The organism is uncultured Nostoc sp. (genome assembly GCF_964245575.1).
Classification (GTDB): domain Bacteria; phylum Cyanobacteriota; class Cyanobacteriia; order Cyanobacteriales; family Nostocaceae; genus Nostoc.
The window spans coordinates 1-24326 of the sequence record NZ_CAXTNP010000062.1; the positions used below are offsets into that span (position 1 = coordinate 1).

Below are 24326 nucleotides of genomic sequence, written 5' to 3' on the forward strand. Positions count from 1 at the left end.
GTGTTAAGCATACCGCCAGCGTTCATCCTGAGCCAGGATCAAACTCTCCGTTTTGTTGTGTTTCGAGTTTGTGGCTCCGAAAAAAAATATTTCCCGGAATCCTATCTATAATTTCGATTACCTTTTTGGGAAATCCCAAAAATAAAATCTTTTGACGAGGATTGGTTTTTTCTTAAGCTTTCAAAATATTATGTTTTTCAGGTTCAGCGGTGGTTGGCTTCTTTTGCTTTCCCACTTAACTAGAGTAACTACTCATCCCCTTTTTTGTCAAGGGGGAAATTTATTTTTTTTATAAAATCGCAAATCGCTTGACTGGCATTACTTTCAGGTGAATGGGTCAAGCAACAGGAGCAAGGCGACAACGAAGTGGCTAAACCTGAGTGTGTGAATAATGCACGTTGCTTGTCTCTAAATGGGAACTGATGCAGCTTGAGTGATTATAGTAATGATTATCGAAAAAGGCAGGAGGTAGTCTTGCTGGAGGGGTTTATCCTGAATCCAAATGCTCGAACTAACTATAGCAATCCGATTTTATTTCTGAACTTCTTTGCGTAGGCAGGGAATAGGGAGTAGGGAGTAGGGAGTAGGGAATCAGCCTTTTCGAGTTGTACGAAGTTTTTTCACGCAATCAATTATGCTCTTATGTATAAGTATATAAAAGCATAATTGTTGCGGAGCTTGCGGTTTAAGACTCCCATCCTACAGGTGACGCTGATATGGACATTTACGCAATCGCCACCGTTACCTTTTCGGAGCGTTTGGAAGAGAAGATAGGCGTTACAGTGAGGCTAGCGCTGTAAAGGGACTTCAAAATTTATAATGAATTTTTGAGAAAAAGCTAAAAACTAGACTAGGCAATAAATACAGATGATCCGACCGCGTAAGGTCTTTGCTCAACATTGGCTCAAAAGTGAAAAGGCGCTCGACGCAATTATTAAAGCAGCAGAGTGTACAGAAAGCGATCACTCCGCCAAAGACGATCGCATCTTAGAAATTGGGCCCGGAACCGGGATTCTGACTCGTCGTTTATTACCCTTAGTGCAATCTCTGGTTGCAGTTGAAATAGACCGCGATTTGTGCCAATTGTTGTCAAAGCAGCTTGGTAAGACTGAAAATTTTTTACTGCTGCAAGGCGATTTTCTCACTCTAGATTTACCATCTTATCTGGCAGTCTTTCCCAATTTCCAAAAGCCAAATAAAGTAGTAGCCAATATTCCCTACAACATAACAGGGCCAATCATTGAGAAACTACTAGGTACGATCGCCAACCCTAACCCTGAACCATTTAACTCAATAGTGTTGCTAGTACAAAAAGAAGTAGCAGAAAGGTTATATGCTAAACCAGGATCAAAAGCTTTTGGGGCGTTGAGCGTGCGGGTACAGTATTTGGCTGAGTGTGAGTTAATCTGCACAGTTCCAGCGGCCGCATTCCATCCACCGCCAAAAGTCGATTCAGCAGTGGTGCGATTGCGTCCCCGAAAAATAGAAATACCAGCACTTAATCCTCGACAATTAGAGAATTTCTTAAAGTTGGGGTTTGGTGCCAAGCGCAAAATGTTACGAAATAATTTGCAATCTGTTATAGAACGCGATCGCTTGAGCCACTTACTGGAAGAATTAAAAATAAATCCCCAAGCTAGAGCCGAAGACATCAGCGTTCAGCAATGGGTAATTCTAGCAAATAAACTGGGAATGGAGAGTGAGGAGTAGGAAATACATGACTTGGTAGATTTTTTCCCATTCCCTATTCCCCGTTCCCCATTCCTCATTCCCAGAAAATGCATTCCTACAGCCTAATTGCCCCTGCCAAAATCAACTTGTATCTGGAAATCATTGGCAATCGCCCCGATGGCTATCACGAGTTAGCCATGATACTTCAAAGTATTGGTCTTGCAGACCAAGTTGATGTCCGTTCCATCAGCACTGACAGCATCCGTGTTTACTGCAACCACCCACAAGTACCGACAGATAAAAGTAATCTGGCATACCGCGCAGCAGAATTAATGGTGAGGCAATTTCCCGAAGCCTTTGCTAAATATGGGGGCGTGGAGATTACCGTTAATAAGCAGATTCCTGTCGCTGCTGGGTTGGCTGGGGGTTCGACGAATGCAGCAGCTGTGTTGGTGGGAATAGATTTACTGTGGAAGTTGGGATTAACTCAGTCAGAATTAGAAGAGTTGGGAGGCACACTTGGTTCAGATGTCCCATTTTGTGTAGCGGGTGGAACTGTGATCGCAACAGGTAGAGGTGAGCAACTTTCTCCCCTGCCGAGTTTAGATAACATATTTATAGTATTGGGGAAATACCGCAGTCTCGAAGTTTCCACACCTTGGGCATACAAAACCTATCGACAGCAGTTTGGTCATTCTTATATTAGAGATAGCGACAACTTGGCAGAGCCTGCTAATGCAGTTCATTCAGGAGCAATAGTAAAAGCTGTCCTGGATAAAGATATGGGAGAAATAGCCCAAAAACTGCACAATGATTTAGAGCGCGTGGTATTGCCAGCCTATCCCCAAGTTTTACAACTGCGAGAAGTTTTTGCAAATCAAGAAGGCGTTTTAGGAACAATGATGTCTGGCTCTGGGCCAACAGTATTTGCTCTTTTTGAGTCTAAACAGCAGGCAGAACTAGTTTTGCTGCAAGTGAGAGAAGCAATTCTTGATAAAGACTTAGAATTGTTTGTAACTCGGACAATCACACATGGTATTAAAGTGGCATCGTCTGTTTAAATAATTTTTTTCGTTAATGAAGCATAGGGGATAGACAAGAATTATTCCTAATAGCCCAATCCAAAATCTAAAATCCAAAATCGTATGAGTGACCAAAATTTAACGCCACAAACGGATAATAAAATACAGGCGACAGCGAGTCCTTTACGCTGTTTAACTGGGGCGGTTATTTCTGGAGGAATGGGATATGCAATGTATTCGCTGATGATTGCGATCGCTACAAATTTTGCTACTAAACCTCTCCATTCAATTAATCCATTGGTAATTAAGATTTCTTCTGCTGTTAGGACTCTGGTTGTTGGTGTAGTTGCTTTAGGAAGCGGGATATTTGGTATAGTAGCAATTGGTTTGTTGGCTTTGGGAGTGCAATTATTAGTGCAGGAATTGAGCAAGCAGAAAAGTAGTGAAAACTAGTAATTTACTTTTAATCGGACAGCGATCGCTCTGAGCAAATCCTCTATAGTAGAGGGTTTAGGTAAGATAATCATCTGCTTAAACTTACAGCTATTTTTTGATAAATAGGCCACATTGATTTAACCAAGGAGCAGTATATTTTTGTTTTCTGCACCTCTGCTTATTCTGGTTAAGCTTTTTGGAATTGGCGTAGACGCTTCCTGGGCTTGTTGTCAGACATCGCTCCTTGAACAGCAGATGTTGTAATTTCGGTGTATAGTATAGCCCTCGACTTTATCGGGTTGACACTTTATAAACTGGCTCAATATTCACAAATCTATGTGGAATTGATACCAGCTACACTGAAGTTAATAGCAGCAACATCACTTATGAGCAAAATTATGAGCACAACCAAGAGATATTTTTTACCCCTTATTTTTGTGACAGTTGTTGTCAGCCTCAGCAGTTGTAGTTCTAACCCCACTGCTCCTAATATTTACAGTGGAACGCCATCCCCTACCACAACACCGATGAATAGGGCATCGTCTCAGACTCCCAGCCAAATTCCTAGCGTAGCTCAATTAAGAGAAAAATCTCCTAATCAAAAATCTCTTAAGGAAAATACGCTTTCCTCATCAACTCCTAAAGCTGTCACTAGCAAAACTACCAACGTCACGATGTATACAAGTGATACCCAATGTCAAGAACTCATTCCAGAAAAGGTTTCAGTACCAGCTGAGGAACCAGTGACAAATGTAGTGAGTAAAATTTTAGAAAAACGAGATACAAGCGACTTGAGCTTGTCTGGGTATCGTGTCAATATCAAAAATGGCATTGCTACAGTTGATTTGCGAATATCCCCTGATTCAAAGCGACAAATAGCTTCTCTTTCTAGTTGTGAACAGTTTGCTCTGTTTGGCAGTCTCCGCAAAACCCTAACAAGTAATGCCCAATGGAATATAAAAGAGGTTCGCTTCACCGAGCGAGGTGAAGACATTGTTCTTTAGTTAAATATGGTAGTAAGTACCGTCATCAGCTAGCTAAAAAGATTTCCCAATCTGAACAGCCATAGGACTCATGCATCAGCAGTTGCGAAAACTATGTTCTAGCCAATTTCAAACAGCTGTAAATAGTGGTATTATTGATTTTAGCCCTAAGTTTATGGCAGCAATTCGCGGGTGTAATTCAGTGGTAGAATGTCACCTTCCCATGGTGAACGTCGTGGGTTCGAGTCCCATCGCCCGCTTTAAAATCATGTACATTAACTAATTATTTGTCACTGTTGACAGGTTAATGTCACTTTTAACAAATTGATGTCACCATTTGGGCTGATGTTAAGCCACTGATAGAATTAGCCTTCGCCCAACTACCAGATGTGCAGGTAATTATTTTTGAGCCGTTATCCCAAACTAGCACAAGATAGTGAGCAGGCGATCGCCTGCGGCAACCCATTCGGTGTACGCAAGCGCAAGCTATTTAAGCCTGAACATATTCCCAAAGCTTGGCAGCGTTTGCATGAGCAAAACTGGCTAAACATTAAAGAGCAAATAACTTCTTGAATGTTCTCTCAAGAAAGTTCCAAATAAAATTCCAACATAGAGTTTGCCTTACCTCTGTATGCAGTATGGCGTTACTGTCATTTATTGGACTTGAAGAACAATTAAATTTTTCACATGAACAGGCTTTTCGTTTACGAAGTCTGTAATACTCTTGCTCAAGAGTAATTAATCCTGCATTTTTAAAGTCTGATTTTTTCAGACGAAGTTTGTAATTTTTATAAAAGTGTTTGCTGACTTCTTTCCGAATCCATTTGTCCAATTCGCGTATTTGTTGAATGTCTGTAATAACCATAAAAAAGCCCATCCAACTTTTTACTCTTTCTCCTAGCACACCATCGCATACATCACATTTTTTCTCACCACGCCCAGTTACTTTTCTATTAATCACATATTTGATAAAAAAGCTAAATCTACGCTCCAAATTTTCACCAGTTTTATAAGACGGCTCTTTATTAATCTTTTCTATAATTCTTTGCTGAAATCTTAAAATGTTTCCTGGTTTAACTTTGATATGTTCAAGAGTAAATTGAAAACCAACAAACTCTAGAAAATCTTTAGCTATATCAACATATTTGGTTTTACTTTCATCAGTATGTAATTGCAGCTTTATATCTCGTAATTTTTGAGCAACTTCTTGATGTACTATAGAAATTAATTCTTTTTGTTTTAAAAGTATTACAAAATCATCGGCATAACGGACGTATCTTAGAGAATATTTTTTCGATAAATCATTGATAACCCAACAATCAAATTCATGTAAATATAAATTTGCTAGCATTCCCGAAAGTACACCGCCTTGAGGGATACCCTGAGTTCTTATAATTCTTTGATTATTTAAAATAGGCTTATAATGATGAAAAAAACGGTATCCGTATGTTTTGCCACGTTGATTTTTATGTGGAAGTCCACCAGCTTTGATAAACCGTATTAATAATTTATTAGTTAGAGTATCTTGACCAAACTTTCTCTCTATAATTTCAAGAAGATATTCGTGAGATAGCTTATCGAAAAACTTTATTATATCAGCATCTAAGGCAAATATAAAACCTTGTTTAATATAATGATGAATCAAGCTTGCTGCATAGGGTGCAGACTTTCCCTTTCTATATGCACAAGATACTTTATCTAGTCTAGGTGTGGCTTGAAAATCTTTTTCTATTTCTTTGTAAATAGCATCATACAATACTTTTTGGACAATAACATCGCGTATAGTCGCAATCGATAAAACTCGCTTTCCACCAGATGGCTTGGGAATTTCTATTTCTCGAAAACTATAAAACTGATATGTACCTTTAAATAATCTATTTGATAGAAGCTGACAACGTAAATCAAGTTCTTTTTTAAAGGTTTGGTAAGAAATACCATCTACCCCCATCTGAACTTTTGGCTCACCCTGCTGGAAAAAGTCCGTTTTTTGTTGTTCGTAAGCTTTAAACGCAGCCTTTAGCTTCTCCGGCTGAAAGTATTCAGTGAGTAAATCGTCCAAATCCTTGGACATAGTTTTATTTTGTAGTGATTTAATTATTTGGAAGTGCTTACTGCTAAGGCGGACAGAGAACGCTAGACACTCCCTCAACCTGTCTCCTCTACGATGGTGTAGAGTATAACCACTACCTATTATTTCTAACAGGTATAAAGAAACTCCTAGTAAGGTGGATCTTTATTGTTTATTCCATACCTGGATTTTATCACAGTTGGAAAAGCAGCCCCCTTGGGATCAAGATGCTTTTAGGCATCTTCCGGCAGGTTCAAAGACCTAACCCAGCATTATTAGACAGCATATCATCAGTTATTAGTCAATTGCTTCTAACTAGAACTTTCTATACCAAAAAAACACAGATTAAGTATTATTACTCGAAAACGGATAGAGTGGATTCATTAAAATCATTCTATAAGACTTGTCAAAATAATTTATGCCCCAACAAACTCCTGAGTATATTCATGTAGAACTGCCTACCGTTCAACAACTCACCAGCATGGGTTGGCAGTACATTGAAGGAGATTGGGACAATGCCAAAGTTACCGAATTTTCAGCAGGTTTTTAAGAATTTACGCAGAAACATATACGCACTCGCTAATGGATGACAGCTAATGGTAAAAAAAATCAATTAGCGATTCGCAATTAGCACTATGGCAAATTTTCTCCAACCACCAAGATTACGCATTAGTGAAGACACTCAAGAAGAACGACGCGCCACTTGGCTGGAACTGTTTTATGATTTGGTTTTTGTAGTTGCAGTTTCTCAACTCGCCCACAATCTCAACGAGGATATCTCTGTATCTGGATTATTTGGGTTTGTAGTTCTATTTATACCAGTTTGGTGGTCATGGATTGGCACCACATTCTATGCCAACCGCTTTGACAGCGATGATGTGGGACATAGGCTGCTGATTGGTATACAAATGCTGACAGCAGCAGCGATGGCTATTAATATCCACCACGGTTTGGGTGAGAGTTCGCCTGGTTTTGCGATTTCCTATGCTCTTGGTCGGGCTGTGCTGGTAATAGAGTACGTCCGGGCTGGAAGACATATCCACTTTGCACGTCCTTTGACCACTCGCTACGCTATTGGTTTTGCGATCGCAGCCTTGCTTTGGTTAATATCAGCATCTGTACCCATCCCTTGGCGGTTCGGATTTTGGACACTGGGAATTATTATTGACTTTGCTACACCCCTAACAGGACGTAAGTTTCAGATCGGGTTACTCCCTCACGCCTCCCACTTACCAGAACGTTTCGGGCTGTTTACCATTATTGTTTTGGGTGAAGCAATCATTGCAGTAGTCAACGGTGTTTCTGAGCAGAAATGGGATACTTTAACTGTAATTTCTAGCGTGTTTGGTCTAATTATCGCCTTTAGCTGGTGGTGGGTCTATTTTGATAATCTGGGTGGCACACCTATTGAGAAGGCGCGGACACATGGAAAAGTTAGTGTTGTTAATCTCTGGCTCTACACCCATTTACCGCTAGTGATTGGGATTGCTGCTGCTGGAGTCGGCGTAGAACAAATTTTGTTGAGTAAGCCAACTTTAGCACTACCCGATTCCCAGCGATGGCTCATCTGTGGTTCAGTAGCATTATGCTCTATAGCTGTCAGTATTCTCCACAGATTTGGGGTGATCCGTTATTGCAAAATTCGTTCCCAGTATCGACTTGGAGGTGCAGTCGTGCTGCTAGCGATCGCTATCTTTGGCAAAGGTTTGTTACCTGTTGCAGTCATTGCCCTTGTAGCTGTAGTTTCTGCTGTCCAAGTCGTTCAAGATTTATATCAGAGTCGTCCCACTACCCGCTTGGTTGACCCAGAAATCTAGCTCATAGCGTAGTAGTAGCACATATCTGTGCGCTACTACTATGTATCCACGCAATTTAACTCTGAGGATTTATCTGTAAGGCATCTATCCTATGGAGGATTTTAAATAAATTATCAATAAATTTTCATATAGTTATTTAAAGATTATGTAATCTCAGTATTCAAACCTGACGTTGTAAAGCTAAGAACTCAACACATTCCCGTCTATCGGAGGTGACAGAACCAAAGGTGGAATGTCATCATTAGGAGACCTACCTTTAGGCAATTAAGTCAAGTAGCTGAAATATTTATTAATATTATTAATAGGAAGTGTAAATTTAGCGTCAGGAGTCAGAAAAAATTCTTAATGGCAAGTATTTCGCATCAATCATCAAATTTTTCACCAATAGAACAGAAGATCATGAAAGACAAAGAACCATCAGACTCTAAGGAATTCGTCGGAAATCTCAAGAATGGAATCTGGCTGTTTGGATTGTCATCCTGGGTATTCGGCATTACCGATCGCAGCATTGCTTCATTTGCGGATGGCTATCTATCTGCTTTGGATTTAACGCAAATATTCACAGCCGCTACGTTCTTTGTGGCGTGGCTATTTTTGAAACCGACATCCAGAGTTTAAGATCGGCGACTGGTTGAGTATTTAGTCATTCTTGACGCTAGTCTTATAAAGATTTTGGAAAGTTATCTATATTGATTGATCGCCATAGGGGGTGCTACACAGAATGCATAGATTCTTTTGCGTTGATCACAGTCAGGGTAATTCCTAAAATCTCCGAATTACCCGTGCTACCCATTCAAGACAAATCTCAGGGAAGCTAAACCAAGTCCATCTCCCTTTTGAAATCACGCATGAGTGGTTCATAGGGATGATTCAGGTTTTGCTTGGCATACACTAGCAATTCTTCCGTCCATTCAGTAAAGTAAGCAAACACCAAATTGACTTTTTCAATAGCCTCGGCACTTGTTTGTTCATCCATTTCTATCTCTGCCATGATGGCATGGTCACAAGTCATAGCATGACCAGATTCTTTACTAAAATGGAATTTCCCACAGTAGCGCAATTCGATACCCGTTTCCTCTTCAATTTGTTCTGCCAGTTTTCCTATAAGTTCAAACAATACGTTGCCCGTTTCTTCAATGGCTTCGATAATGGCTAGATGCACGATACTGGATGAGCTATAAATCAAATGAGCCAGCTTGTGTGACAACAGGCGATTCGTTGTGGTGCGATCGCTGTAGAAAAACTGTAAATACTCAGTAAACGAGATTTTTTCGCGATCAAAGCCCAATTTGATAAAGTCTTCCAAATACCACGGCTTTAAGATCACGAAGTGGTGCTACTACCTCTTTTGTCTTCTCTATTTCTTACATAATGGTGTTGTTAGTAGATATTAAACTTGTCAGAAATTTAAAATGTCTTCTATACAAGGTTTTCATATCAAGGTTTATATATAAGATTCATATCTTATCTGCCCTGCTCCCCCTGCCTCACTCCCCACTCCCCTCGTAAAGAAAAAATAAGCAAATTTCATCCCCGACAGCGATTGGTAGCGAAAAAACTTGGACATGCTACGCGATCGCATCAATTTACACGCTTGCAAACAATTCCATCAATAGTTACACTTTTTAAAACATTCTCATTTTTGCTTGGCGATGGCTACCCTACAGGGTAAATCTCAAGGGAGCGAGTAAGCATTGCCAAAGTACCCACGCTGTCTAACTTATAAGACTAAGCTGTGGTAAGGCTTTGGCTCTGGCAATAACAAAAAACAAGAGAGAGTTTTCTGAGTGGCGAGTTTCGTTTCTCAGAATCTCAGTAAGAAAATTGCTTTGTAAACTAACTCATCGAGGAGGAGCGTAGTCGATGGGACTACCCTGGTACCGAGTACATACAGTCGTTCTGAATGATCCAGGGCGGCTGATTTCTGTACACCTAATGCACACAGCCTTAGTAGCAGGCTGGGCTGGTTCGATGGCACTCTACGAACTGGCTGTTTTTGACCCTAGCGATCCGGTTCTCAATCCGATGTGGCGTCAAGGGATGTTCGTCCTGCCCTTCATGTCACGTTTGGGCGTTACCCAATCTTGGGGTGGTTGGAACGTTACTGGTGGCCCAGCAACCGATCCTGGCTTCTGGTCATTTGAAGGCGTTGCTGCGGCTCACATCGTTCTCTCCGGTCTTTTGTTCCTAGCTGCCGTTTGGCACTGGGTTTACTGGGATTTGGAACTCTTTAGAGATCCCCGCACTGGTGAACCTGCCCTAGACTTGCCAAAAATGTTTGGCATTCACCTGTTCTTATCTGGTCTACTTTGTTTTGGATTTGGTGCTTTTCACCTCACCGGACTATTTGGCCCAGGTATGTGGGTTACTGACCCCTACGGTATAACTGGAGCAGCGCAAGCAGTAGCACCAGAATGGGGCCCAGATGGTTTTAACCCATACAACCCTGGTGGCATTGTGGCTCACCACATTGCTGCTGGCGTTGTTGGTATTATTGCAGGCTTATTCCACCTCACAGTCAGACCCCCGGAACGGCTCTACAAAGCCCTACGGATGGGGAACATTGAAACAGTACTTTCTAGCAGTATTGCAGCAGTTTTCTTTGCTGCTTTTGTTGTTGCTGGTACTATGTGGTACGGTAACGCCGCTACTCCCATCGAATTGTTTGGCCCAACCCGCTATCAATGGGATCAAGGCTACTTCCGTCAAGAAATTCAGCAGCGCGTCCAAACAAGTGTTGCCCAAGGTGCAACCCTTGACCAAGCTTGGTCGCAGATTCCCGAAAAGCTGGCTTTCTATGATTACGTCGGTAATAGCCCCGCTAAAGGCGGTCTATTCCGTACAGGGCCGATGGTCAAGGGTGATGGCATTGCTCAATCTTGGCAAGGTCACGCCGTATTCAAAGATTCTGAAGGACGGGAATTGACCGTGCGTCGTCTCCCCAACTTCTTTGAAACCTTCCCAGTGATTTTGACCGACGCAGATGGAATTATCCGCGCTGACATTCCCTTCCGTCGGGCAGAATCTAAGTATAGCTTCGAGCAATCTGGTGTCACCGTCAGCTTCTATGGTGGCGATCTCAATGGTAAAACCTTTACAGAACCAGCTGATGTGAAGAAGTATGCCCGGAAAGCTCAAGGCGGTGAAATCTTTGAATTTGACCGGGAAACCTTGAACTCTGATGGTGTATTCCGCACCAGTCCTAGAGGTTGGTTTACCTTTGGACATGCAGTATTTGCTCTCTTGTTCTTCTTTGGTCATCTCTGGCATGGCTCTCGGACAATCTACCGAGACGTATTTGCTGGTGTTGATGCCGATCTAGAAGAGCAAGTTGAGTGGGGTCTATTCCAGAAAGTGGGTGACAAGTCAACCCGCCGGAAAGAAGCCCTATAATTTCAGTGCTGAGTTATGAGTTAAGCCTCTGACTCAGCACTAAAAACTTTAATTACTGGCTCTATAGGCAGGAAATCGTAATATGGAAAGCGTTGCGTACATCTTGATTTTTACTCTGTGTATAGGTACTCTCTTTTTTGCGATCGCATTTCGCGAACCCCCTCGCTTTGAGAAACCAAAAGATAAGTAGATCCTATATACCAGACCTTTAAGCGGATTTAATGTTAGTATCCGTTGCTACGATCCTTAGTAGCAACGGATATTATTGTATTTGTCCTTTGTCTTTTATGTTGTGTCTCACTATTGACCAATGACCAATACTTCGACTCCCTTCCCTACGGGACGCTACGCGAACGACTGCACTCAGGGCAAGTCGCTCAGTACAAGTGACTAATGACTAATTGTTGTGATATAATTTCCAATCTTGGGAGTAGATATGTGTTAATACTAGCTTTTCTGCGCTAGGATGAAAAAGGATGTTTAAGTGTAAGCTGCCATAAAACTGTTTACATAACGCATCGCGCTTGTTGCACAACCTTTACGGAGACTAGAACCAGGAACAAATCAGCATGGTCAATCAGAATTTAACCGCTACAGAAATTGGATTCACTCACGAAGATTTCGCTGCTCTACTTGACAAATACGATTATCATTTTAGCCCTGGTGATGTTGTCCCAGGAACAGTTTTCAGTATAGAGCCGCGCGGCGCTCTGATTGACATTGGTGCTAAAACCGCAGCATATATTCCTATACAAGAAATGTCTATTAACCGGGTAGATAGCCCGGAAGAAGTCTTACAGTCAAACGAAACCCGAGAATTTTTCATCCTCACCGATGAAAACGAAGATGGTCAATTAACTCTTTCCATTCGCCGTATTGAATATATGCGGGCTTGGGAGCGCGTGCGACAGCTGCAAGCAGAAGATGCTACTGTCCGTTCTGGCGTATTTGCAACCAATCGCGGCGGAGCATTGGTACGGATTGAGGGATTACGTGGCTTTATTCCCGGTTCTCATATCAGTACCCGCAAACCTAAAGAAGAATTGGTCGGCGAAGATTTACCATTGAAATTCCTAGAGGTGGACGAAGAACGTAACCGCTTAGTTCTATCTCACCGTCGGGCGCTGGTTGAACGTAAGATGAACCGCCTAGAAGTCGGCGAAGTAGTTATTGGTACAGTTCGTGGGATCAAACCCTACGGTGCTTTCATCGACATTGGCGGCGTCAGTGGTCTACTACACATTTCTGAGATTTCCCACGAACATATTGATACACCTCATAGTGTGTTCAATGTCAATGATGAAGTAAAAGTTATGATCATTGACTTGGATGCAGAAAGGGGTCGGATTTCCCTATCTACCAAGCAGCTAGAACCCGAACCCGGCGATATGATTAAAAACCGGGATTTGGTGTACGATAAAGCAGAAGAAATGGCTGCTAAGTATCGTGAACAGCTGTTAGCCAAGCAACAAGGTGCTACTGCTGCGGCTGCTGCATCTGCGGAAGTTGTAGCAGAAGAAGATATTCCACCAGCAGCAGAACTTGACGAAGATATTCCACCAGCAGCAGAACTTGACGAAGATATTCCATCAGCCACGGAAACTGAAGAAGATATTCCACCAGCAACGGAAACTGAAGAGGGAATTCCAGCAGCTATTGAAGAATAATACATTTATAGTTTTACTTATTTTTAAGTAAGAGTATTAAATCATTGTATAAAGAGGGTTTTCCCCTCTTTTTTTATGTGGAGAATTGGGAACAGTTAGGAGTTAAGCATAAAAACTCATAACTCTTGACTTTTAACTGAATTTTAACTAAATAAATGGAATGAAATATTGTGGCAACTATTAAATGTAGAAACATCACTTTTGATAATATCCAGGCAATTTTGTTTGACAAAAACGGTACTCTAGAAGATTCAGAAACGTATTTGCGATCGCTCGCACAAAGAGCAGCCAGGTTGATAGACGCTCAAGTTCCCGGTATTGGGGAACCGCTATTAATGGCATTTGGCATCAATGGCAATCTTCTAGATCCGGCGGGTTTGATATCGGTAGCGAGTCGCCGTGAAACAGAAGTTGCGGCTGCCGCATATATTGCCGAAACAGGAAGAGGATGGTTTGAATCCTTAAAAATAGCCCGTCAAGCTTTGGATGAAGCGGAAAAATACATTGAAAAAACTCCTTCACCCCTGTTTGTGGGTAGCTTAGACTTGTTGAAATACCTAGAGAAAAGTGGTTTGAAACTCGGCATCCTCTCAGCTGCAACAAGTGATGAAGTACATAACTTTGTAGAGAATCACCAATTAAATGATTATATCGAGTTGGAAATGGGAGTAGATGAGGGGCCGAGTAAACCAGATCCAGTGCTATTTTTGCAAGCTTGCCAAGCTTTGGGAGTCGAACCAGGCGCTACATTGATGGTGGGTGATTCCGTTGGTGATATGCAAATGGCGCGTGATGCTAAAGCCGCAGGTTGTATTGGTATCACTTGGATAGGTAAGCCAGATAACGTCCAAGGTGCAGATGTGGTGATTAATCAACTTGATGAAATCCAGATTTTAAAACATTAGTTTACCTTTAGCGACGCCAAATAGTTGTTGAGAGTATCTTAGATAACAGCAATCTCTAGTGACAAGCACTGATACTCATAAGCCTTGCGTTAGTTACGTAAGAGCGTCTGACTCGCTACCGAGTTCGCAGTCGCCTGACGCCACTTCTACAACGAGGGCAACCCCTGGAACCTACTGCCTCCACTTAGGGTCTCCCCAAGTAGAGCAAGTAGCTCCCCAGGGAAACCCTAGCAAGGGGGCTGTATCACCGCTACGTATCTACGTACTTTCCCGTAATAATTTGTCACAATTTACTTTATCTATTCCTTTAGATAGATATAAAATATTTCTCAAATAACTTACTATTTCTTTCGAGGGTTGTTGTACGGGCAATTCTCAATAAAAAAGTTCAGAACTCAGAATTCAGGAGTCAAAATCAATTAGTGGGGGATTGAAACCCGCCTATTTGTAGTTGACCACTAAATCTTCTCCTTTGGAGACGCTACGCTAGCAATTTAGTCGCCGTCTTAAACCATTTATTCATCCGCTCCTAGACTCGCTATCCCAGTTGTACAGAATTCAATTCTAAATTGCCAATTTTAACTCCTGAATTCTTGTCTGATAAGTGAAATACACTGATAAATAATTAATTTCTGAGTCAGAAATTGATTGTTTTATCTTGTTTGTGTATGCCTTAACAGAGCGTATTGCACACATTTAAGAACTGCTAAAAGTCCCCAAACCCCAAACAGGCTGCTGGGTAAAATTCCTTTGTGTAGAAATATATTAGGAATTTTAAGTTGCAGCTAATGTCCACAGGAAAATTACACGTTTTTGCGGAGTCCAAAATTATGAAACTTTTAACTGGTCTGATTTCCAGCTTGACGCTACTGAGTTTAAATGTTGTGGGTTTATCTCAGGTACAGGCTGAAACACCAACAGGATTTACATTTCAAAAAGTTCCAGTAACTCTTTTTGGAAATGGTTGCCCAAAGGGAACAGCAGAGGGAATTTTGGTTGGAGATACTCTTTCAATAACATTTTCAGAATTTGAAGCTAAAGCTGAACCTCCTAAGGTTGTATCAGCATCCTGCAATCTGCGGATCGGTCTGAATGTGCCTTCTGGAATAAACGTTCAGCCAATTAACGTCAAGTATCTTGGCTTTGCAGATGTGCCTAAAGGAGGCAGTGCAAACCTGAATGTTAGAATACTATTTCAAGGTCAAATAGTTCCAACTACCAATAATCCAAACGCAACGTTTGCAGCTGGTTTCTCAGATGTTTGGGACAAAGATGTAGGTATTACATTAGGCACAATAAATGCCTGCAAGAAGCCAGTGAGTTCGATTTTTGGTATTAATACAAATCTGACAGCAAGAGCTACAAATGTATCAACTACACCTAAAGGTCTAGAAACCCAAATCCAAATTGATACAATCGATACAACAATCGGCCCTGTATTGTTCCAAATCAAGTTTGCTTTTACTCCTTGTTAGGTTTTTTAAATGCATAATCTGCATTTAATTTTTCACAAAAGCTGATGTCTCTAAGAGGATGTTTTAAAAGTCCCGGTGGCTCAGGTCAACTGCAACGAAAAAATAAGGTTTCAGCCATGTCCTGAGATAATTACCTGTGCTTTATCATGAGAGCAAAATACCGTTTTAAAACATCCTCTAAAGTTGCTTTACCAAACTTATCCAAAGATTTATTCAAAGCGATTGGAAGAAATCTTTGGCTCTCTGTTTTGAAAAATAGTATTGGTGACAAAATGGCAATTCTTAAATAAATGAATACGCTGATAAATAATTTCACAGCCAGAAACTCATTATTTTATCCTATTTCTGTCTGCCTTAATCAGAGCGTATTGCAGACAATTAAGAACTGCCATAAGTCCCCAAATCCCAAAAAGGCTAGTGGGTAAAATCCCTTTGTAGTAGAAGTATCTTAGGGAATTTTAAGTTGCAGCTAATTTGTACAGAAAATTACACGTTTTCGCGGAGTCTAAAAATATGAAAATTTTAACTGGCCTTATTTCTAGCTTGACGCTACTGAGTTTAAATGTTGTGGGTTTATCTCAGGTACAGGCTCAAACAGAAGGATTTACGTTTCAAAATGTTCCAGTAACTCTTTCGGGAAATGGTTGCCCAAAAGGAACAGCACAGGGAGTTTTGAATGGAGATACCCTTTCAATAACATTTTCTGAATTTGAAGCTAAAGCTACACGTCCTAATGTTATATCAAAATCCTGTAATTTGCGGATCGGTCTGAATGTACCTTCTGGATTTAACGTTCAGCCAATTAACGTCAAGTATTCTGGCTTTGCAGATGTGCCTAAAGGAGGCAGTGCTGACCTGAACGTGAAACTACTCTTTCAAGGTCAAGTAATTCCAACTGACAATAGTCCAAACCGAACGTTTCCGGCTAACTTCTCAGATGTTTGGGACAAAGATGTAAGTGTTACATTAGGCACAATAAATGCATGTAATAACCCAGTGAGTTCGGTTTTTGGTATTAATTCAACTCTGACGTCAAGAGCTACAAATTTACCAAGTAGACCTAAAGGTCTAGAAACCCAAATCCGAATTGATACAATCGACACAACAATTGGGCCTGTATTGTTTCAAATAAAGTTTGCTTTTAATCCTTGTTAGGTTTTTTAAATGCATAGTTAATTTTGCATTTAATTTTTCCTAAAAGCTACTCCTTATAAAGCTGCTTTACCAACTTATCGAAAGATTTCTTCCAATCGTTCTGAAGAAATCTTTGACTCTCTGTCTTGATAAATAGTTATGTCAAGTCAAAGTAGCTGATCAATCTAACAAAATCACAATTTGCAAAATATCTGTCTTTGGATAGGTAAAAAATATTTCTCTGTGATTTTGAGTTTTTTCAAGGCTTATATGTATGAGGGCAATTCTGAATTAGAGAAGAATTCAGAAGTAGGAATTCAGGAGTCAGAATCAATGAGTGGGGGATTCAGACCCGCTATTTTATAGTTGAACACTAAATAGAACGCGAGTGCGTCTCCAAAGGAAAAGATTGAATGGGGTATTAAACCCATTTAATTATTTGCTGGTAGACTAGCTAGGGCTGCGCTATCCGCCAGTTGTACAGAATTCAGTTTTGAATTCTAAGTCCTGACTCCTGAATTATTTTCTGATAATCGAAATACGCTGATAAATAATTTCCGAGTCAGAAATTGATTGTTTTTTCTTATCTCTGTCTCCGTGAATAAGAGCGTATTGCAGACAATTAAAGACTACTATAAAATCCCCAAACGTGGAAAAGGCTACTGGGTAAAATTTGTTTTTGTAGAAGTATTTTAGGAATTTCGTATTGCAGCTAATATCCACAGAAGATTACACATTTTGCGGAGTTATTAGATGAAAATTTTAACTAGTCTTATTTCCACTTTCACCCTACTGAGTCTAAATATTGTGGGTTTATCTCAGGTACAGGCTCAAACACAAGGATTTAAGTTTCAAACAGATACAGCAACTTTTTTCGGAAATGGCTGCCCAAACGGAACAGCACAGCTAGTTTTGAATGGAGATACTGCTTCAGTATCATTTTCTGCGTTTGAAGCTAAAGCTTCACCTCCTAAGGTTGTATCACTATCCTGCAATCTGCGGTTCCCTCTTAATGTACCTTCTGGATTTAACGTTCAGCCGATTAGCGTCAGGTATCTTGGCTTTGCAGATGTGCCTACAGGAGGCAGTGCTGATCTGAGGGTTGAAATATCATTTCAAGGTGGAAGTGTTGCAACTATCAATAATCCAAACCAAACGTTTCCGGCTGGCTTTTCAGATACTTGGAGCAAAAATATAAATGTTATAGCAAACACAATAAATGCATGTAAAAACCCAGTAAGTTCGGTTTTTGGTATCAATTCAACTCTGACAGCAAGAGCTAGAGCTATACCTGCAAATCAAGAAACCCAAATCCGAATTAATACAATCGACACAACAATCAAGGATGTATTGTTCCAAATAAAGTTTAAATTTAATCCTTGTTAGGTTTTTTAAATGTATAGTCAGTTTTGCATTTAATTTTTCCCAAAGCTGCTCCCTATAGCTTTACCAACTTATCCAAAGATTTATTGCGATCGCTCTGAATAAATCTTTGACTCTCTGTCTTGATAAATAGTTAGGTTAAGCCAAAGTAGCTGAGAAATTTAACGAAATCACAATTTCTAAAAAATCTGTCTTTGGATAGGGAAAATATATATATCTGTGATGTATAATGTTATTAAAACCTTCTTGATGAGGGGTATTCTCATTTAAAGAAGAATTCAGAAGTAAGAATTCAGGAGTCAGAATCAATTAGTGGGGGGTTCAGTCCCGCCATTATATTGTTTAACACTAAATCGAACGCGAGTGCGTCTAAAAAGGAGAAGATTTAGTGGGGGTCTTAAACCCATTTATTCATCCCCTTGTAGACTCGCTGCGGCTGCGCTATCCGCCAGTCGTACAGAATTCAATTCTGAATTCTAAGTCCTGACTCCTGAATTATTTTCTGATAAGTGAAATTCGCTGATAAATAATTTCTGAATCACAAATTGATTGTTTTATCCTATTTGTGTCTCCCTGAACCAAAGCGTATTGCACACATTTTATGACTGCTATAAATCCCCAAACCCCAAAGAGGCTGCCAGGTAAAATTTTTTTGTCTAGAAGTATTTTAGGAGTTTGACATTCCATGTAATATTCATAGGAGATTACACATTTTCGCGGACTTATTAGATGAAAGTTTTAACTGGTCTGATTTCCAGTTTGACATTACTGAGTTTAAATCTTGTGGGTTTATCTCAGGTACAGGCTCAAACAACAGGATTTGAGCTTCAAGAAGTTCTAGTAACTCTTTTCGGAAATGGTTGCCCAAACGGAACAGCAAAGGGAATTTTGAATGGAGATACTCTTTCGATAACATTTTCTGAGTTTGAAGCTAAAGCTTCATCTCCTAAAGTTGTATCAAAATCATGCAATCTCCGCATTGGTCTTAATGTACCTTTTGGATTGAACGTTCAGCCGATTAACATCAAGTATCTTGGCTTTGCAGATGTGCCTCAAGCAGGCAGTGCTGACCTGAACGTGAAAATACTTTTTGAAGGTCAAGAAGTTCCAACTATCGACGATCCAAACGCAACGTTTGGGCCTGGCTTTTCAGCTACTTGGAGTAAAGATGTAGGTATTGTATTAGGCACAATAAATGCATGTCAAAACCCAGTAAGTTCGATTTTTGGTATCAATACAAATCTGACGGCAAGAGCTAGAGATATACCTGCAAATCAAGAAACCAAAATCCGAATTGATAAAATCGACACAGCAATTGGCCCTGTATTGTTCCAAATAAAGTTTGCTTTTAATGCTTGTTAGATTTTTTAAATGCATATTTAGTTTTGCATTTAATTTTTCACAAAAGCTGAACTCTCTAAAGCTGCTTTATCAACTTATCGAAATATTTCTTCCAATCGCTCTGAAGAAATTTTTGACTCTGTGTCTTGAGACATAGTATTGACAACAAACCTGAGAAGCTCTCCTTATTTGAGATGAAAGATATGAAAGTTTTAAGTGCTTTTATTTCCAGTTTGACGTTACTGAGTTTAAATCTTGTGGGTTTATCTCAGGCACAGGCTCAAACACAAGGATTTCAGTTTGAAAGTGTTCCAGTAACTGTTTTCGGAAATGGTTGCCCGTCGGGAAATGCCCAAGTAAGTTTGGTAGGAAATACTCTATCTGTAATTTTCCCTCGATTTCAGGCTGTAGCTGTATCTCCTAAGGTTGTATCACAATCTTGCAGTCTCAGAATTGGGCTTAATGTGCCTAAGGGCTACAGAGTTCAGCCGATTAACCTGAGGTATTCTGGTTTTACAAATGTGCCTCAGGGGGGTACTGCTGCTTTAAGGGTTAGACCAGTGTTTCAAGGGAAACTAATTCCATCTAAGAATGATCTAAACATAAACTTCCCGTCTGGCTCTTCAGGTGGATGGCTAAAAGATGAAGCTATTACAGGAGATACAGTAGACGCGTGTGCTAACCCAGTGAGTTCGGTTTTCGGCATCAACACAACTTTGATAGCGCGTGCCACAAATGTACCTGCGGGGCAGCAAACTCTAATTGGATTCAATGGGGTTTATAGAATTAGGTTTAATTTGACTCCTTGTTAGTAGGGGCAGATATAGCAGTGCGATGTAGAAAGTCGAAGTTTAGAGGATTAAATTAATCCTCACAAAAAATCAGTCAAAAGCCAGCGCACCAGCCTCAGCATGATACTAGGCTGGTGCTTTTGCATACCTTTATGCAACTATCTGATCAGTATCTCCGATGACACAGGCTACTGGTGGATTCGGCAAATATTCTGGCAAAGCTTTTCTGCTGCGACCTAAAGCAGCAAGCATAAATACTTCCACATTGCCAACTAAATTGAATAAGACAGGGGGAAGGACTTGGCATCCTTTGGCTTCACATACACCCTCTGTTTTGGTTCTAACTCTAATTGGTTAAAGCGATCGCGTGTTAAATGCGCCGTCACTACTTGCCCGTCATCGAAAGTTAATTCCACCTGAATTTCCCAACCCAAATGTACCAATCGGCTCACTGTCGCAGGTGTAGTGGCACCGTTGGCAACCTTTTCTAAAATCACATCTTGCGGACGCAAAAACACTTGTGGATATGGTGCATCAAATCCGCTACTTTGAAAAATCTTCGAGTTGCTGGGTAATACATTCACCGGGCCGATGAAGCTCATTACAAATGCGGTAGCAGGATTATCGTAAATTTCTGCTGGTGTCCCCACCTGTTCGACACGCCCTTTATTCATGACCACAACTTCATCGGAGACTTCCATTGCTTCTTCTTGGTCGTGGGTGACAAAAACTGTGGTAACATGAACCTCATCATGGAGGCGGCGTAACCATGCCCGTAAGTCTTTGCGGACTTTAGCATCAAGTGCGCCAAAGGGTTCATCTAGCAGTAATACTTCGGGTTCTACTGCCAGTGCCCTTGCTAATGCTACCCGTTGTCTTTGACCACCAGAAAGTTGTGATGGATAGCGATCGCCTAATCCAGTCAATTGCACCAATTCCAGTAACTGTTCTACTCGCCCCTTAATTTTCTTTGGCTGTGCCTTACGAATTTCTAAACCAAAGGCAATATTCTGCCTGACAGTCAGATGCTTAAATAAGGCATAGTGCTGAAACACAAAACCAATATTGCGCTGTTGCACGCTTTGGTATGTAGCATCCTTACCGGTAAGCAGGATTTTGCCGCTATCTGGCATTTCTAAACCTGAAATTAACCGTAGTAGCGTAGATTTACCCGATCCCGATGGCCCGAGCAACGCAACTAACGAACCACTCTTAATTTCTAGGCTGACTTGATCGACTGCCTTGAAACTCCCGAATTGTTTGGAGACATTATCAACTACTATGCCCACTGCTGCTGTACCTCTGCAACTAAATCTACAGATCCTTGGTAGGATTACTGTGTCTTACATATACCATATATCATTATTTATGCGTGAATAAGATTTAGCTACCGCAACTGCCGCAATCGAGGAAGCTACAATCAGAAGCAAAGTGTGAGGAACCTTGGGGTTGAAGATATTCCCTAACCTATTTCCCAAAGACTCGCCAAGAATCATCCAAAGATCGCGGCTTGTTCTTAAGCAAGGAAAATGGCGAGAGGTTAGATACAAACGCGAAGAACGCACCGCATCAGGAGTATATAATTTTATGTCACTCTAGAAGCAATAGTGTTTATTCGTAGAGCCAGCGCTAGGGTTGCAGATAGAGCAATTGGTCATATAGATTTAGCAAAGGGAGAGGATGTAAAATACGCTGGTCGGCTTTACTTTTCAGGACGCACTAATAGAGGCATCCTCCGCAAGTAGACTAATGAATCTGGACATTATCGACCTGACGCTGAATTCATGAGTAACGCAGATTTACTACCTCAAGAACTTTTTGAGCCAGGTCAATTCAAAAGTCTAATTAGTCTCAATTTAATCCCTGGTAATGATTAAGACAAAACAGCCTCTGTCATGATAGATAGAATATGGCGTTTGGTAGCGTTGGAGTGTAATTAAATCGGAGCATAAAGATTATCATATATTAATAGGTATAAAGAATATGATTAGCCGATTTATTACTGACAAAGATTTTGAAGACCATAAAGTTTTACAAAAAAGGCTAATGAGTTTATCAGAGGAAGCTCAGTTCGATGAGATCAACGCTATCTTAGATCGAGATTCTCTCATCGGTTTAAAGTTAGCTAATTCCATACTGAAGAATAAAAGATATTTTGAGATTCTGCTTGAGCGAGGAGTAGCAGAAGCAAATGCTAGTGAAATAGAACTTTGGGTAAAGTATTTACTCCCACGTCTTGGCTTCCGACGTGTTATAAGCATCCTATCTAACAAATTATCAGAACATCCTCAGGAAGTACGTAAAGCTTCATACTGGTTGCCCAAATTTTTACCAAAAGGTAACGATCGGGCTGCAAGATTGCTAAAAGAGCTTTTGAATAAGGAGAAACAGATGTTAGGTGGAGAGTACAAAGCTGTTAAGACTTCAGGGCAAGTTTACAAGTTAATTTTAAGAATCAAGAGTACAGGTGAATATGCAGTTTTTGGTGGATATCAATTGGGTAGTCATGGTTCTAAAATAATCGTTGAAATTCTCAATCCAGAAGACTTATTTCCAACTGGTGGACTAAGGGAAATATCACCTGGTGATATAGAGATTCTCGATCCACAACCTTACAATGATTAATATTACGGGTAGTAATTGGGTTGGGTTATAAACATTATCCTGTAAATTTTCCATTAACCAAATTCCTCATTTCCAATCTCGCTTTTGTATCGAAACATTAAGGAATATTGCATTTATGCAGAAACCTGGAGGCAAAGCGCCAAATCACTAGAAAGACCGTGGTAGTATGCTCTCGGTAAATGTGAAGATTGGGAGAAAGACCTTTGACACTACGGGTTGCTGTTATTGGGTCAGGCCCTGCTGGTTCATCTGCCGCAGAAACACTGGCAGCCTCTGGGATTGAAACCTACCTATTTGAGCGGAAGCTAGACAATGCAAAGCCTTGTGGGGGTGCAATTCCTCTATGTATGGTGAGTGAATTTGACTTACCACCAGAGATTATCGATCGCCGGGTACGGAAGATGAAAATGATTTCGCCTTCCAATCGTGAGGTTGATATTAATCTGGTAAATGAAGATGAATATATAGGAATGTGCCGCCGGGAAGTGTTAGATGGCTTTTTGCGCGATCGCGCGGCAAAAGTCGGCGCAAATTTAATTAATGCCACTGTTCATAAACTCGATATACCAGGAAACAATACCGATCCCTATACCATTCATTACGTTGACCATACAGAAGGGATATCACAGGGTATTGCCAAAACTCTGAAAGTGGATCTAATCATTGGGGCGGATGGGGCTAATTCTCGCGTTGCTAAAGAAATGGACGCTGGGGATTACAATTATGCGATCGCTTTCCAAGAGCGAATTCGCTTACCCGAAGACAAAATGGCCTACTATAACGACCTCGCCGAAATGTATGTCGGTGATGACGTTTCTACCGATTTCTACGCTTGGGTTTTCCCCAAATATGACCACGTAGCTGTCGGTACTGGTACAATGCAGGTTAATAAAGCCAGCATCAAACAGTTACAAGCTGGTATCCGCGCCCGTGCTTCGGAAAAGTTGGCAGGCGGTAAAATCATCAAAGTAGAAGCCCATCCCATTCCCGAACATCCCCGTCCCCGTCGTGTTGTCGGTCGCATCGCTTTAGTGGGAGATGCTGCTGGTTACGTTACCAAGTCCTCTGGTGAAGGTATTTATTTTGCCGCTAAATCTGGGCGGATGTGTGCGGAAACTATTGTAGAAGCATCTAACAGTGGTAGCCGTATTCCTACAGAAGGCGACCTGAAGGTTTACCTGAAGCGTTGGGATAAAAGATACGGACTCACTTACAAGGTGCTGGACATTCTGCAAACCGTATTCTATCGTTCTGACGCCACCCGCGAAGCCTTTGTGGAAATGTGTGATGACCTAGATGTACAACGGCTAACATTTGATAGCTATTTGTATAAGACGGTTGTCCCAGCTAATCCCATAACCCAACTGAAAATTACTGCCAAAACCATTGGTAGTCTAATTCGGGGTAATGCCCTTGCACCTTAATTGCGTGCAAAGGACTGGAAATTACAACAAATACATTACTTAATTTTGTGGGGTGGACATCCTGCACGCTCGTGAATCAGGGCGGGCAAGATGCCTACCCCACAATATATTTTTATCATTTGATAAGCTGTCGCCTCTTTACTTTTCCAAAGCATTCTTGATTTATCAAGATTTACGGTGTCCAAAAAGTGC

Annotated in this window: 22 protein-coding genes and 1 tRNA gene; 20 read left to right on the forward strand and 3 right to left on the reverse strand. The window is 40.8% G+C overall.

The features are described 5' to 3' along the window. The first annotated feature begins 867 nt into the window (after positions 1 to 867). The 6 genes from rsmA to ACFFAP_RS12330 all read left to right on the forward strand — a co-directional run bounded on the left by rsmA (position 868) and on the right by ACFFAP_RS12330 (position 4684). Complete coding sequence (rsmA, locus tag ACFFAP_RS12305; RefSeq protein ID WP_375511484.1) at positions 868 to 1710, forward strand: 16S rRNA (adenine(1518)-N(6)/adenine(1519)-N(6))-dimethyltransferase RsmA; 843 nt, start codon at positions 868 to 870, stop codon at positions 1708 to 1710. A 68-nt stretch (positions 1711 to 1778) separates the two neighbouring features. Beyond that, on the forward strand, positions 1779 to 2732 hold the full coding sequence (gene ispE / locus ACFFAP_RS12310; protein WP_375511485.1) for a 4-(cytidine 5'-diphospho)-2-C-methyl-D-erythritol kinase: 954 nt from the start codon (positions 1779 to 1781) through the stop codon (positions 2730 to 2732). 84 nt (positions 2733 to 2816) lie between these two features. Continuing rightward, positions 2817 to 3146 (forward strand): DUF3082 domain-containing protein, encoded by a 330-nt coding sequence (locus ACFFAP_RS12315; protein ID WP_375511486.1) that lies wholly within the window; start codon positions 2817 to 2819, stop codon positions 3144 to 3146. A gap of 368 nt (positions 3147 to 3514) precedes the next feature. Then, positions 3515 to 4132 (forward strand): sporulation/spore germination protein, encoded by a 618-nt coding sequence (locus ACFFAP_RS12320; RefSeq protein ID WP_375511487.1) that lies wholly within the window; start codon positions 3515 to 3517, stop codon positions 4130 to 4132. A 167-nt stretch (positions 4133 to 4299) separates the two neighbouring features. Then, positions 4300 to 4371: transfer RNA gene (locus ACFFAP_RS12325), tRNA-Gly, on the forward strand. A 145-nt stretch (positions 4372 to 4516) separates the two neighbouring features. Then, positions 4517 to 4684, forward strand: coding sequence for a hypothetical protein (locus tag ACFFAP_RS12330; RefSeq protein WP_375511488.1), 168 nt, complete (start codon positions 4517 to 4519; stop codon positions 4682 to 4684). Here the strand turns inward: ACFFAP_RS12330 and ACFFAP_RS12335 are convergent. Continuing rightward, positions 4662 to 6182 (reverse strand): reverse transcriptase domain-containing protein, encoded by a 1521-nt coding sequence (locus ACFFAP_RS12335; RefSeq protein ID WP_375511489.1) that lies wholly within the window; start codon positions 6180 to 6182, stop codon positions 4662 to 4664. The genes ACFFAP_RS12330 and ACFFAP_RS12335 overlap by 23 nt on opposite strands. Positions 6183 to 6597: 415 nt before the next feature. On the opposite strand from ACFFAP_RS12335, the gene ACFFAP_RS12340 reads away from it, so the two are divergent. The 3 genes from ACFFAP_RS12340 to ACFFAP_RS12350 all read left to right on the forward strand — a co-directional run bounded on the left by ACFFAP_RS12340 (position 6598) and on the right by ACFFAP_RS12350 (position 8614). Then, on the forward strand, positions 6598 to 6729 hold the full coding sequence (locus tag ACFFAP_RS12340) for a hypothetical protein (protein ID WP_375511490.1): 132 nt from the start codon (positions 6598 to 6600) through the stop codon (positions 6727 to 6729). Between the two features lie 85 nt (positions 6730 to 6814). Then, complete coding sequence (locus tag ACFFAP_RS12345) at positions 6815 to 7996, forward strand: low temperature requirement protein A (protein ID WP_375511491.1); 1182 nt, start codon at positions 6815 to 6817, stop codon at positions 7994 to 7996. Positions 7997 to 8395: 399 nt separating this feature from the next. Continuing rightward, positions 8396 to 8614 carry a hypothetical protein gene (locus tag ACFFAP_RS12350; protein ID WP_100902982.1) on the forward strand — a complete coding sequence of 73 codons (219 nt, stop codon included), beginning with the start codon at positions 8396 to 8398 and terminating at the stop codon, positions 8612 to 8614. 196 nt (positions 8615 to 8810) lie between these two features. On the opposite strand, the gene ACFFAP_RS12355 is transcribed toward ACFFAP_RS12350, so the two are convergent. Further along, complete coding sequence (locus ACFFAP_RS12355) at positions 8811 to 9302, reverse strand: hypothetical protein (protein WP_375511492.1); 492 nt, start codon at positions 9300 to 9302, stop codon at positions 8811 to 8813. Between the two features lie 557 nt (positions 9303 to 9859). On the opposite strand from ACFFAP_RS12355, the gene psbB reads away from it, so the two are divergent. The 9 genes from psbB (at position 9860) to ACFFAP_RS12400 (ending at position 20106) form a co-directional block, all read left to right on the forward strand. Continuing rightward, positions 9860 to 11389 carry a photosystem II chlorophyll-binding protein CP47 gene (psbB, locus tag ACFFAP_RS12360; RefSeq protein ID WP_375511493.1) on the forward strand — a complete coding sequence of 510 codons (1530 nt, stop codon included), beginning with the start codon at positions 9860 to 9862 and terminating at the stop codon, positions 11387 to 11389. An 82-nt stretch (positions 11390 to 11471) separates the two neighbouring features. After that, the gene (locus tag ACFFAP_RS12365) at positions 11472 to 11579 is read left to right on the forward strand and encodes a photosystem II reaction center protein T (protein ID WP_084227385.1); all 108 of its coding nucleotides are present in this window, start codon (positions 11472 to 11474) and stop codon (positions 11577 to 11579) included. Positions 11580 to 11958: 379 nt separating this feature from the next. After that, on the forward strand, positions 11959 to 13056 hold the full coding sequence (locus ACFFAP_RS12370; RefSeq protein WP_375511494.1) for a 30S ribosomal protein S1: 1098 nt from the start codon (positions 11959 to 11961) through the stop codon (positions 13054 to 13056). Between the two features lie 170 nt (positions 13057 to 13226). Beyond that, positions 13227 to 13961, forward strand: coding sequence for an HAD family hydrolase (locus tag ACFFAP_RS12375; protein WP_375511495.1), 735 nt, complete (start codon positions 13227 to 13229; stop codon positions 13959 to 13961). Positions 13962 to 14791: 830 nt separating this feature from the next. Further along, positions 14792 to 15436: a DUF4360 domain-containing protein gene (locus tag ACFFAP_RS12380; RefSeq protein WP_375511496.1), complete on the forward strand. Its 645-nt coding sequence runs from the start codon at positions 14792 to 14794 to the stop codon at positions 15434 to 15436. Positions 15437 to 15949: 513 nt separating this feature from the next. Further along, positions 15950 to 16591, forward strand: a complete 642-nt coding sequence (locus ACFFAP_RS12385; RefSeq protein WP_375511497.1) for a DUF4360 domain-containing protein — start codon at positions 15950 to 15952, stop codon at positions 16589 to 16591. A 732-nt stretch (positions 16592 to 17323) separates the two neighbouring features. Then, positions 17324 to 17956, forward strand: a complete 633-nt coding sequence (locus ACFFAP_RS12390; protein ID WP_375511498.1) for a DUF4360 domain-containing protein — start codon at positions 17324 to 17326, stop codon at positions 17954 to 17956. Between the two features lie 780 nt (positions 17957 to 18736). Further along, positions 18737 to 19315: a DUF4360 domain-containing protein gene (locus ACFFAP_RS12395; RefSeq protein ID WP_375511499.1), complete on the forward strand. Its 579-nt coding sequence runs from the start codon at positions 18737 to 18739 to the stop codon at positions 19313 to 19315. A 182-nt stretch (positions 19316 to 19497) separates the two neighbouring features. Continuing rightward, positions 19498 to 20106, forward strand: coding sequence for a DUF4360 domain-containing protein (locus ACFFAP_RS12400; RefSeq protein ID WP_375511500.1), 609 nt, complete (start codon positions 19498 to 19500; stop codon positions 20104 to 20106). Between the two features lie 251 nt (positions 20107 to 20357). On the opposite strand, the gene ACFFAP_RS12405 is transcribed toward ACFFAP_RS12400, so the two are convergent. Beyond that, positions 20358 to 21374, reverse strand: coding sequence for a sulfate/molybdate ABC transporter ATP-binding protein (locus tag ACFFAP_RS12405; protein WP_375511501.1), 1017 nt, complete (start codon positions 21372 to 21374; stop codon positions 20358 to 20360). Positions 21375 to 22068: 694 nt separating this feature from the next. Between ACFFAP_RS12405 and ACFFAP_RS12410 the strand changes: the two genes are divergently transcribed. Together ACFFAP_RS12410 and chlP are read left to right on the forward strand one after the other, a co-directional pair. Continuing rightward, a complete protein-coding gene (locus tag ACFFAP_RS12410; RefSeq protein ID WP_375511502.1) occupies positions 22069 to 22710 on the forward strand; it encodes a hypothetical protein in 642 nt (213 codons plus the stop codon). Positions 22711 to 22913: 203 nt separating this feature from the next. Beyond that, positions 22914 to 24134: a geranylgeranyl reductase gene (gene chlP / locus ACFFAP_RS12415; RefSeq protein ID WP_375511503.1), complete on the forward strand. Its 1221-nt coding sequence runs from the start codon at positions 22914 to 22916 to the stop codon at positions 24132 to 24134. The last annotated feature ends 192 nt before the right edge of the window (positions 24135 to 24326 follow it).